Source organism: Catenibacterium sp. UBA627, assembly GCF_002299355.1.
GTDB classification, from domain to species: Bacteria; Bacillota_I; Bacilli_A; order Erysipelotrichales; family Coprobacillaceae; genus Catenibacterium; species Catenibacterium mitsuoka.
In genome coordinates this window covers 13,311-25,172 of record NZ_DBPF01000123.1, presented here as the reverse complement: position 1 = coordinate 25,172, position 11,862 = coordinate 13,311, and the positions used below count along the sequence as shown (strand labels likewise).

Below are 11,862 nucleotides of genomic sequence, written 5' to 3'. Positions count from 1 at the left end.
GAAATACAAGAATCTTTAGACTATATTGAACAGAAGAAAGAACTCTATAGAGATATGCAGGAAGGTAGGAAGCCTTATGTAAGTTACGTTTATCATGTGGAGAATTAGGTGATACTATGATAGGTACAGTAGATTTTAATATGATTCTAGAATTGAATCATTTATTGAAGAAGAAAGGCTATGATTATTCTGTTCATTCTATTGGTGGATGTGCAAGCTGTGGTCTTAATTTGAGATGTGAGGGAGAAGAAAGTGATTTAGAAGATGTGATGAAGGTCATAAATGACTTTCTTAAGAAGAAGTGGTTAAAGGCTGTTCCGAGTCTGGAAGATCCCTATACTCTTGGTATCATCTCTACATTTTATAAGGAGGACAAGTGATGTTTCAGTTAAACTATCAAAGTCATAAATCTGTCTATGAACAGATTGTAGATAATATTAAGGAACAGATTATAACAGGTGCATTAAAAGAAAATACCCAATTACCCACTGTAAGAGAACTCTCTCAACTATTAACTATTAATCCTCATACAGTTCAAAAAGCATTTCAGACATTGGACCAGGAAGGCTATATCTATACAATTGCGAATAAAGGTACTTTTGTATCATCAAGAAAACATGTAAAGATAGATGAACAGAAAGTCGATGATACGATTCATGTGATTGTAGAAGGTTATAAAGAATTAATCTATATGGGTATGACTCAAGATGAAATACATAATAAGATTTTAGAATATATGAAAGGAAGACCTCATGATTAAAGTAAAAGATTTATATAAAGTTATTGATGGTGAGGTTGTCCTTGATCATCTCAATATGCAGGTAGAAGAAGGGTCTATCTATGGTTTGATTGGTCCTAATGGAGTAGGTAAAACAATACTCATTAGACATCTAGTGGGTGTCTTAAAACAAGATGCAGGAAAGATCTTTATAGAATCACAGCCTGTGTATGAAAATATAGAATTAAAAAGAAAGATAGGCTATATATCTGATGCGATGTATTTCATAGAAACAAACTTAGAAAGAAATGCGAAAGTCTATAAAGACCTCTATCCATCATGGAATCAAGAAAGATTTGAAGAACTCTACAAAAGATTTAAATTAAATCCTACAAAGAAGATACAGACATTCTCTAAAGGAATGAGAAAACAAGCATCCTTTTGTTTGATTATGTCTACAATGCCTCAATATCTTATTTTAGATGAACCTATAGATGGATTAGATCCAGTCGCAAGAAAATTAGTTTGGAAATATATTATTGATGATGTTGCCCAAAGGAATCTAACAGTTCTTATTTCTTCTCATAATTTAAAAGAATTAGAAGGAATAGTGGATCATGTAGGTATATTGTATAAGGGTAAGATTATGAGAGAGTTTGATTTAGAATATATTCAAACGCATATTCATAAAATACAGGTTTCATTTGGAGATAAAGAAGTTAATTTAGATGATTTAAATATTGTGTATCAGGAGGAAAGAGGTTCAGTAAAAATATTGATTATTGAAGACTCTCTTTCTAATATTAGAAAGGTTATAGGAGATCAATCTCCTCTTATCTTTGATATACTTCCTTTAAGTTTGGAAGAACTCTTTATGTATGAAGTAGGAGGAGAAGATGATGATATCCAAAAACTCATATTTTAATAAAACCTTCTTTAAAAACCTCATGAAACGTTTCTGGATCATTGGTCTAGGGATGATGGTATCCTATGTTTTATTATATCTTTATCCTATCTACCAGGGCGCAAATTCAGAGGGGTATCAATACTATGCAGCATATCTCAAGGGATCTTATTTTACAGGTAATCTTATTATCTCTACTATTGCGGTACTTACAAGTGTGGCTTTACTCTATTTCTATCATAACCGTACAGCCTCTACAATTATTCATTCTATGCCTATTAAAAGATCAGAACTCTATTGGACATCTTTTACTGCAGGGATGATTTTAATGTTTGTACCTCTTATTCTTACAACAGGGATACTCATATTCTATGGGAAAACCATTCCTTTATATTATAGAGAACTTTCAATCAACCATTGTCTAAGCTGGTTTTTGATTCAAAGTGCAATCATATTCTTTGCGTATGGAATTACACAATTCTGTGGTATTATCACGGGTAATCTCTATACACATTGTATATTAGGAGTATTTTTTAATAGTTTACCTTGGCTTAGTTCACAGTTTTTTACTATTCTTAAATCAGCCTTTACTTATGGTGTAGAAGAACCTTCTGTCACTTTTGAGAACTATTCTACTGCCTTTAATTATGCATTAAATCTAGAAAAATGGCTTACATTACGTACTCTTGCTTATTTGACTATTTATATTGCGATAGGCATCAGTTTAGTCTTTATTGCCTACCTCATTTATAAACGTGTTAAATTAGAATACATAGGTTCTTCTGTTGTTTTTGACCGTTTAAAAGATATAGTTGTCATTATAGGGACTCTTGTACTCTCTTCATTTGTGACATTCTTATTTATATCCAATGAAACATCTATTCATACAATGCGTATCACTTTTGTGATTATAGGTATCATTGTTTCATTTATAGGTTACTATATTTCAAGAATGATTGCAGATATGACACTTTATGTCTTTAATAAGAAGAACTTTAAGAAGTTTATCATCTATCTTGTGGTTTTCTCACTCATGTGCGTCTTCTTTGTCTTTGATATCACAGATGAAGAAAATAAGATTCCAAAAACAGGTACTGTATCTTATGTGACATTCAGTTCTGATTATTCAGGTAATCAAGATGTTAGATTGAATGATTCTGATTCTATTGATATTATTCATGATATACATAAAGATATCTTAAAAGCACCACATAACTCTAATGATTCTTCTCATTATTTCAGCATTACTTATCATCTCGTAGATGGTAAAACACTCACACGTTCCTACAACATCTCACAGGACTGCTTTGATAAATATGTGAAGGATGATATGAAGTCTCTTTATACAAATGTCTCTTATATGAACCAGATCTTTAGAAATATGCATTGGGTAGAAGTATCTGTTATGAACTATACAGATGATACAACGGATGATACAGTTTATTTAAAAGAAGATGACTTTAGAGGTTTGAAATATGCCTTAAGAAAGGATTATGAAACTCTTTCAATGGATACTATTTCAGACGCAATTAATAACTATAATTATAGTATTGAAGTCATTAATGATGCAGACTATGTACTCACTTTCTATATTAATAGGGATTTTGAGAATACAGTGACATACTTTAAAAAGAGAGGTTATTATAGAAAGATATTTAAGTGAAAAGGCGCATCACCAATAGGTGATACGCTTTTTACTTTACAATATAGAACTGTGCACTGTAGGCAGGTAATGTCATTTCTATTTCATTCTTTATGTGAATTTCTTTATCTAGATTATGTGATTTTCCACTATATAATTCATTATCTGAATTTAATAGAAGAGTCAATGTTTCAGGCTGATCTACTTTATAAGTATATGTCTTATCTACATTATGGAAGTTAAAGAAAGCGACTATTGTTTCTTTATCACTCATACGTTTAAAGACATAAATACAATCCTGTTCCTGATGACAATCCACCCATTTAAATCCTCTTTCACTAAAGTCATACTGTGATAAAGAAGGATGTGTTAAATAGATGTTATTTAATTCTCTCATGAAGTGAAGGAAAGAATCATGCATAGGATACTTCAATAAGAACCAGTCTGGTTCCTTTGTTTCATCCCATTCTCTAAACATCGCAATCTCATTACCCATGAAGTTAAGTTTCTTACCAGGATGCGCAAACATATACATATAAAGTGCCTTCACCTGTGCAAACTTCTCTTCATACTCACCATACATCTTATCAATAATAGTCTTCTTACCATGCACCACTTCATCATGTGAGAATGGAAGTATAAAATGTTCATTATAGAAATACATCATAGAGAATGTAAGCTTATGATAGAAAGAAGGTCTTTCTTCTGGAGTCTTCATAAAGTAATCTAATGTATCATTCATCCAACCTAAATCCCATTTATAATCAAAACCTAAACCACCTTGATCAACAGGACGTGTTACACCTTGATAAGAAGATGAATCTTCGGCAAAAAGAAGAGTATGAGGAACTCTCTGTTTAAGTCCTCTATTAAAGTTCTGAACAAAGCGAATCGCTTCTCTATTCTCTCCACGACCACTATTACCCTGCCAGTAAATAAGATTACCAACTGCATCTAGTCTTAAGCCATCAATATGATATTCCTTTAACCAGTAATATGCAGAAGAATTCAAGAATGAACATACATCCCCACGAGAATGTTGGAAATTACATGTACCCCATTCACTCTTACCTACTGCATCATTAGGATAATTATAAAGAGGTGTACCATCATAGTTATTCAAACCAAATCCATCAATCGCAAAATGAACAGGTACGAAATCAAGAATAACCGCAATATTATTTTCATGACACTTCTCTACAAAATATCTTAAATCATCAGGAGTACCATAACGAGATGTAGGTGCAAAATAACCAGTAGGCTGATAACCCCAGCTTAAATCATTAGGATATTCATTTAAAGGCATGATTTCTAAGAAGTTATAATGATTCTCTTTTAAATAAGGAATAATTAAATCAGCCATTTCACGATATGTATACCAGTCATCTGCTTTTTCACCTGGTTTCTTCCAAGAACCAAAATACATTTCATACACATTAATAGGCATATCTTCACTAAATCTTTGATTCATCCAAGCATCATCATGGAATGTATACTGATTCATATCATAAATAATAGATGCATTATTAGGACGTACTTCACTTGTATACATATAAGGATCACAATGATCTACAAAAGACCCATTATTATAAATACGATACTTATACATCTGTCCCACTTTAGCATTTGATATAGTTGCTTCAAAGAACTGACCATTTCCACAACGATTCATAGGTGTTTCCTGCCAACCATTAAATTCCCCAATAACTGCCACATGAGATGCTGCTGGCGCATATGTTCTAAAAGTCACGCCATTCATATGAACAAAAGCGCCAAGATACTTATAAGTCTCAAACTCCTGACCATTATAAAAATTATTAAAATCCATATGTTACCCTCCAATTTCTCTACTCTAATCGTATGATAAATAGAAGAAAATTTCATCTGACATTTTAAACGATTTGTTTGGAATTACGCATGTAAAAACCCTCCACTTAAGGGAGGGTTTGGTGATGATTATAAGTGATAATCCATAGGATATGTTAAGTATTCTAGTGTATCTAACTGATCAACAGTGACAACGCCAGCTGGTGCTCTAAGTAAGCTAGGAATTCTGTTTACTATAGTAGCACATGTATGTTCTACTGTAGCTGGTTTAACTACATGGAATTCAGTATCTGGTTCACCAGTAATCTTCCAATCGCACATATCACCATCATCAGGACCATATACCTTACCAATGCACTGTGTTTCAATAATAGGACCCTGGAAAGTTTCTGTAGTAACGACTGCAGCCATACCAATACAATTTCCTTTTGGAATTGTTGCACCCATTGTTTCAGAATATAAATCAGTATCGTGGAAATAAGGTACACATTTTTGTGTCTGAGACTTAATAGTCCATCCCATGCGAGATGCGAGAGCTTCATTTGAGTTCCATACATAAGATGGTTCAATTTCTTCAGGATGGGCAATTGTTGCTTCAAACTCTTCAGGTGTTAAACCTACACCATGAGCTTTCGCAAGGGCTAAACCATATTCTTCTACATTATAACTAACTGCCCCTTCAATCTTAGTAATAGTATGACAAGAACCAGCCACTAAACCAACCATGTTCACCCAGAATGTATCTTCCATACCACTACCTACAAATGTACATCCTGTTTCTTTCGCAAGAACATCTAACTTATTCATTCTCACTGGATCAGTTGTCCATGCATCTGTTGCTTCTTCACATGTAGTGATGACATTAATACCTCTACTTAAGCACTTTTCAAAATGATCAAAACAATCACTCACAAGTGAGAATAATGTCACGACTGCAACATCAGCATCACAATGATCTAAAACTTCATCGGCATCACTGCTGATCTTTATTCCAGTCTTAATACCTAGTTCTGCATAATCACCTACATCCATACCCACAATTGCAGGATTATTATCAATGGCTCCTACAATCTGCGCACCTTTCTCATACAAATAGCGTAAGATGTATTTACTCATCTTACCACAACCATACTGTACAACTTTAATCTTTTCCATAAGAATTACCTCCTAACTAAAGGATAAACCCTCATCAATGATGAGGGTCAATCTTTTTGTAGGCAATTGGGACTTGTAATCTTAGATACATAGAACGTTCATTATCTTTGAAGAATGTAAGTTCTATTAATACTTCACATATATAATCACCAATCACTTCATAATTATTATCCATACAATACTTTAATAATCTTCCTGCATACTCTTTCTCATTATTAAAATCATCCATATAAATACAAGCATACATGCCACTTTCTAATGTCTGTACAGATTCCTTTTTTGGAAAGTGTTCATCTACAAAAATAAATATATCATGCGTGATAAATTCCTGTTTCAGGAATCTCTTTCTTTTAAGAAAAGTTCCCACATTACAATAATAGATTTGGGGAAGATGTTCTTCTAATAATTGATCTTTGAATTCTTTGAGTATTACTTCATACCCATCCTGATCATAATCATAGAAGTTCTTATTCACTCGTTTGGCATAGATATGACGTTCATCAATATACTCAGTTGTCAAAGTGCCAGGTGTAGGGGATTTGCGGTATCTTTCAAGAGAATAGATTGTACGTTTGATTGCATTTCTTTTGCGTATAATATCATCCATCTCTTTTTCTGTAGAACGCTGTTTCTTAATCAGTATCGCTTCTATAAGAGTAGGATCTTCTTTATCCAATAATTCCTTGATTTCCTTCAAGTTCATTCCTAACTCCTTCATATAACCTATTAGATCAAGTCTTGCATTCTGCTTCATATCATAATAACGATAGCCTGTATCTTCATCAATATAGATAGGTGTCAATAACCCCCACTTATCATATAAACGGAGTGTATTAATACTTACATGATTAATTTTAGCCATCTTCCCAATAGAAATTAAACCCTCATGCATACAATCACCTCTTTCTATAATTCTACCATTTTTTGAAGACTAACCTGTAAGAAAAATGTTAGAATGGGGAAAGAAGTGGTTAAGGTTTGTCTATACTTACTGACACAATTAGAAAACAGTTCAAAGAAGGGGACTTCTTAGTAGAAGATGCACTTACAATGAGTCAAGTATTGACTCATCATAATGTCCCTCATATGTATAGATACTATGTAGGAGATAAACCTCTCAATCATGTCTTTCATTGTAATATAAAACTCAAGGAAGCAACACAATGTAATGATGAGGAATGTCAATTCTTCAGGAACTATTAAAAGGTTATTCGTCATCCGAATAACCTTTTAAAGCACTTATTTTAAACCAAATAATGTTTCAATACACGAATCATCCATAACTCTATCTGTCACAGGCATATCTGCATGTTTTAGTAAAGAGTCTACATGGTCTTTAATTGTCACATCTACAAGCTTATTGACATCAATACCTCTGAGTTCAAAAAACAAGAATGGATTCTCATCTAATTTAGCACCTATACCATAAAGTACTGCAGCGACATGCTTACACATAATAGCCCAGTCAGGACAGCTGCAATTAAAACTTATTTCTCTTTGAGAAGGAAACAAACCATGCTTTGATAAGAATAGATCTTTTAAGTCTTCGGGGAATTCTCCATTGAGAAGCTGCTGGAGATTCTGAATCTGTGAACTGCATTGATCTATAATCTCTTCACATACATCTTCTTTAAGGGGGCTGATATTAATTTCTACCTTATAAGGTGTTCTTCGTGTACCTTGTACACGTGCTTTTACTTTACCTTTCACAATCTGTAAATCAATAACAGCACCTGTTTTCACATATCTTTTTCCACGTGTAAGGCGGCTAGAATAATCGGCATATTGTTCAATATTCTGACACCAGGCAATACCCCACCAGCTCTTTGCGATTTGTCTACCTTCAATCACTATTGGGTGTAATTCTTTTCCTTTACTTTTCGCATTATTCACACTTTGTTGGGCTTTTCTCTGTAGTTCTCCCACACTGATCTGTGAATATTGCATACTTGTTTTCCAATATCTTCCCATATGCTACACATCCAATCTGAATAAATCCAATAATTCTTTTGTATCCATTTCAGTAATCCATTTTTCCTGTCCAGTCGCAAGTATAGATTCAGCAAGTTCCTGTTTTGATTCAATGATCTGGTCAATCTTTTCCTCAATTGTGCCATTTGAAACAAGCTTATGCACAAAGACTTCTTTTGTCTGTCCAATACGATATGCTCTATCACTTGCTTGATTTTCTACAGCTGGATTCCACCAGCGGTCAAAATGAATCACATGATTTGCGGCAGTAAGATTAAGTCCTGTACCAGCCGCTTTAAGTGATAACACAATATAAGGGACATACTCATCTTCATTATTGAATTTTTCTACAATCTCTGTACGTTTCTTGGCAGGAATACCACCATGAATAATATATCCCTTTTTATGGAATATAGATTCTAGATAATATGATAATGGTTCACACATTTCCTTATATTGCGTAAATACCAATACTCTTTCTCTCTTCTCATAGATTGTTTCACATAATTTCTTCAACATCGCATACTTACCACTATCTTTTGGATTGAAGTTGGTATCATGAATAAACTGATCAGGATGATTACAAATCTGTTTAAGTCTTGTAAGTAAACCTAATACAATACCTCTACGTTCCATTCCTTCTGATTCGAGTATTAAATCTTCTGCCTTTTCTACTTCCTTGCGATATAAGACAATCTGCCTCTTAGAGAGATCTACATGTTCTGTAATTTCCATTTTATCAGGTAAATCAGAAATAATAGATTTATCTGTTTTTAAACGTCTTAAAATAAAAGGGGAAACCATCATCTTTAGTTTAGTTATATATTCAGGATAGGCTTGTACTTTCTTTGTATAGTTCTTAAAATCTGTAGCACTTCCTAATAATCCTTTATTTAAGAAATCAAATAAAGACCATAAATTAGATAAATCATTTTCAATCGGAGTCCCTGTCATCGCAATACGCATTTGACTTGGAATCTTCTTAATAGCCCTTGTCTGTTTTGTAGCGGGATTCTTTATAGCCTGTGCTTCATCTAAAATCAAACAATCCCATACACGTTCCTGTAGACACTCCATACGCAAAGCCATTCCATATGTTGTAATAGTCGCAAAACAATCTTCATCTAAAATATTTGTTTTACCATGAAGTATATGATATGTCATACGAGGCGCAAATTTATCTATTTCCTTTGACCAGTTACCAAGCAAAGATGCAGGAACAATCAATAACACATGACTCTCTTTATTATTCTCATACATCTTCTCTAAGAAAGAAATAACCTGTATTGTCTTACCTAATCCCATATCATCTGCAAGACAGGCACCAAAACCTAAATCATTCATTTGATTCAGCCAATTATAACCATTCTTCTGATAAGGACGAAGTGTTGCCTTTAAATACTTAGGTTTTGCCTTGTTTCTAATCTTTGATGGGTCCTTTAACTGCCCTAGAGTTTCTCTTAACCACTTACCATTAGATATCTGTACACCTAAATCAACATCCACATTATCTTCATCAGATATATATGTCTTTGTGAGAGCATCTTTTAAAGAAATCGTTCCATCATATTTTTCCATCTGTTCAAGAAGCTGTTGGAGCTTATTATGATTGATTTCTACCCATTGACCCTTTAACCAGCCAAGACCTTCTTCCATCTTTAATAATTCGCTGATTTCTTTTTTAGTCAATGCATGTCCATTTACTATGAGTGAAGGCTGTGCTGATAAAATAGATTCAAAACCTAATAGAGAAGGCTTCTTTTCTCCAATATTCACATTAATCTTAACTGAAGAATACTTCTTCTTCCACCAGTTTGGTACTCTACACTTAATACCAGATGCTTCAATATCCGGAACACTTTTAAGTAAAGTATAAGCTTCTTGACTTGTTAATCGGATAGGATGAAACAAATCACCTGTTTCCATGAATTTCGCAATTAAACCTATTTTCTGTGCGACATCATTGAGACATGATAATAGATCTAATAATTGTTTCTGATCATTCTTGTATTCAATAAGTGCATGTTTTAAAGGCATATGTACTATTCTGTTTTCTATATCTTTTGTTGCATATGTGGCAAGAAATGCGAAAGGAAACTCAGAATCTTCTTCATTCTCTACTAAATGAAAATAAATTCTTTTTGCAGCCTTTAAATCCTGAGACTTTTCTTGAAGATACATTTGTGCTGTACCTTTATAGGATGTCATATCCTTTTTAAATTGTTCATTTAAATGTTTAATAATATTTTTAATCCATCTCTCATTGATATATTCTGTACCAATCGCAAATGGAATCATAGACATGAGATAATCTAAATCATCATCAGATAATTCTATGATTGTCTCTTCTCTTGCAACTTCTAATTCAGGACTACGACTCAATACTTCAATAAACTTCTGTGATAATTGGTATAAATAAAAAGCACTAGGAGTCAGTCCTTTCAAATTATTTTTAAAGCCCAACTCATAAAGAGCTGCATACTTATTCTCTTTAAACAATTCAGCCCATGCTGAATCTTTCGCTTCATCAATATGAAAACTATTTTTAGTAAATATGAAATTGAGTTGATCCATAAAATGTACCTCCTGTATTTATTCTAACATACAAAAAGAGGTTGCAACAATTACTGTTGCAACCTCGATATTTTATAACCCTGTATATCCCATTAAATCAAAGTCTACCTGCTTAGCAACGTCACGGCCTTCTCTAATAGCCCATACGACTAAAGACTGACCTCTACGGACATCACCTGCACTATATAACTTACTAATATTCGTATGATGATCATTTTCATCACATTTTACAGTATTTCTTGCATCTAATTCTACACCAAATGCATTAATGACTGGTTTCTGTGCCCCAATAAATCCTGCTGCAATAAGCACTAGATCACAAGGTACTGTCTTTTCACTACCAGGTACCTGTTCAAATGAACGACGACCATCTTTTACTACAGTCTGTAGTTTTACAATCACAGCCTGTTTTACATTTCCTTTACTATCAAGAATAAATTCTTTTACTGTACTATTATAGACACGAGGATCTTCACCAAATACTGCAATGTTTTCTTCCTGTCCATAATCAGTTTTCTTGACTAAAGGCCATTCTGGCCATGGATTAGAATCCGCTCTAACAAGTGGTGGTTCAGACATCATTTCTAGCTGTAATACAGACTTTGCGCCATGTCTAATAGCTGTACCAACACAGTCATTTCCTGTATCACCACCACCGATGACTAATACATTCTTACCTTTCGCATTAGGATACTGTCCATCCTTGAATTCACTATTTAATAATGACTTAGTCACCTGAGTTAAATAGTCTACAGCGAATAGAATATTATTACCTTCTCTACCAGGCACATTAATATCTCTAGGTTCCTTAGCACCTACTGCAAGAATAACTGCATCATATTTACTTAATAATTCTTTTGCCTGTTTCTTAGTAGTAATATCTTTATTTGTAAAGAACTTTACACCTTCTGCAGTCATCTTATAAATACGTCGATCAATGATATTCTTCTCAATCTTCATATTAGGAATACCATACATTAATAGTCCACCTAAACGATCTTCTCTTTCATATACATCACAATTGTAACCACGTTGATTAAGTGTATCTGCAGCAGCTAAACCAGCAGGACC

The 11,862-nt window shown here is 33.4% G+C and carries 11 protein-coding genes; 5 read left to right on the top strand and 6 right to left on the bottom strand.

Features of this window, described 5'->3' with window-relative positions; genetic code table 11:
- Positions 1-116: 116 nt before the first annotated feature.
- The 4 genes from B2S90_RS08300 to B2S90_RS08285 are packed head-to-tail and all read left to right on the top strand — an operon-like array spanning position 117 to position 3,285.
- Positions 117-380 carry an RDAC family protein gene (locus B2S90_RS08300; protein ID WP_055232487.1) on the top strand — a complete coding sequence of 88 codons (264 nt, stop codon included), beginning with the start codon at positions 117-119 and terminating at the stop codon, positions 378-380.
- Positions 380-760 (top strand): GntR family transcriptional regulator, encoded by a 381-nt coding sequence (locus tag B2S90_RS08295; RefSeq protein WP_055232485.1) that lies wholly within the window; start codon positions 380-382, stop codon positions 758-760. Before B2S90_RS08300 ends, B2S90_RS08295 begins: the two co-directional genes overlap by 1 nt.
- Positions 753-1,643, top strand: coding sequence for an ABC transporter ATP-binding protein (locus tag B2S90_RS08290; RefSeq protein ID WP_055232483.1), 891 nt, complete (start codon positions 753-755; stop codon positions 1,641-1,643). Before B2S90_RS08295 ends, B2S90_RS08290 begins: the two co-directional genes overlap by 8 nt.
- The gene (locus tag B2S90_RS08285) at positions 1,615-3,285 is read left to right on the top strand and encodes a hypothetical protein (RefSeq protein ID WP_278780658.1); all 1,671 of its coding nucleotides are present in this window, start codon (positions 1,615-1,617) and stop codon (positions 3,283-3,285) included. Before B2S90_RS08290 ends, B2S90_RS08285 begins: the two co-directional genes overlap by 29 nt.
- Positions 3,286-3,316: 31 nt before the next feature.
- Here the strand turns inward: B2S90_RS08285 and glgB are convergent, their stop codons facing one another.
- The 3 genes from glgB to B2S90_RS08270 all read right to left on the bottom strand — a co-directional run bounded on the left by glgB (position 3,317) and on the right by B2S90_RS08270 (position 7,138).
- Positions 3,317-5,092 carry a 1,4-alpha-glucan branching protein GlgB gene (gene glgB, locus B2S90_RS08280; protein WP_286696873.1) on the bottom strand — a complete coding sequence of 592 codons (1,776 nt, stop codon included), beginning with the start codon at positions 5,090-5,092 and terminating at the stop codon, positions 3,317-3,319.
- Positions 5,093-5,220: 128 nt separating this feature from the next.
- The gene (locus B2S90_RS08275; RefSeq protein ID WP_055232478.1) at positions 5,221-6,246 is read right to left on the bottom strand and encodes a dihydrodipicolinate reductase; all 1,026 of its coding nucleotides are present in this window, start codon (positions 6,244-6,246) and stop codon (positions 5,221-5,223) included.
- A gap of 34 nt (positions 6,247-6,280) precedes the next feature.
- Positions 6,281-7,138, bottom strand: a complete 858-nt coding sequence (locus tag B2S90_RS08270; protein ID WP_055232476.1) for a MerR family transcriptional regulator — start codon at positions 7,136-7,138, stop codon at positions 6,281-6,283.
- A gap of 86 nt (positions 7,139-7,224) precedes the next feature.
- Here B2S90_RS08270 and B2S90_RS08265 point away from each other — a divergent pair, with 86 nt between their 5' ends.
- Positions 7,225-7,449 carry a hypothetical protein gene (locus tag B2S90_RS08265; RefSeq protein WP_187114793.1) on the top strand — a complete coding sequence of 75 codons (225 nt, stop codon included), beginning with the start codon at positions 7,225-7,227 and terminating at the stop codon, positions 7,447-7,449.
- 36 nt (positions 7,450-7,485) lie between these two features.
- Here B2S90_RS08265 and B2S90_RS08260 read toward each other — a convergent pair whose 3' ends face one another.
- The 3 genes from B2S90_RS08260 to B2S90_RS08250 form a co-directional block, all read right to left on the bottom strand.
- The gene (locus B2S90_RS08260) at positions 7,486-8,217 is read right to left on the bottom strand and encodes an SWIM zinc finger family protein (protein ID WP_055232474.1); all 732 of its coding nucleotides are present in this window, start codon (positions 8,215-8,217) and stop codon (positions 7,486-7,488) included.
- A 3-nt stretch (positions 8,218-8,220) separates the two neighbouring features.
- The gene (locus B2S90_RS08255) at positions 8,221-10,791 is read right to left on the bottom strand and encodes a DEAD/DEAH box helicase (protein ID WP_286696872.1); all 2,571 of its coding nucleotides are present in this window, start codon (positions 10,789-10,791) and stop codon (positions 8,221-8,223) included.
- 72 nt (positions 10,792-10,863) lie between these two features.
- The coding region (locus B2S90_RS08250) for a glutamate synthase subunit beta (protein ID WP_286696871.1) at positions 10,864-11,862 on the bottom strand (999 nt) is incomplete at its 5' end.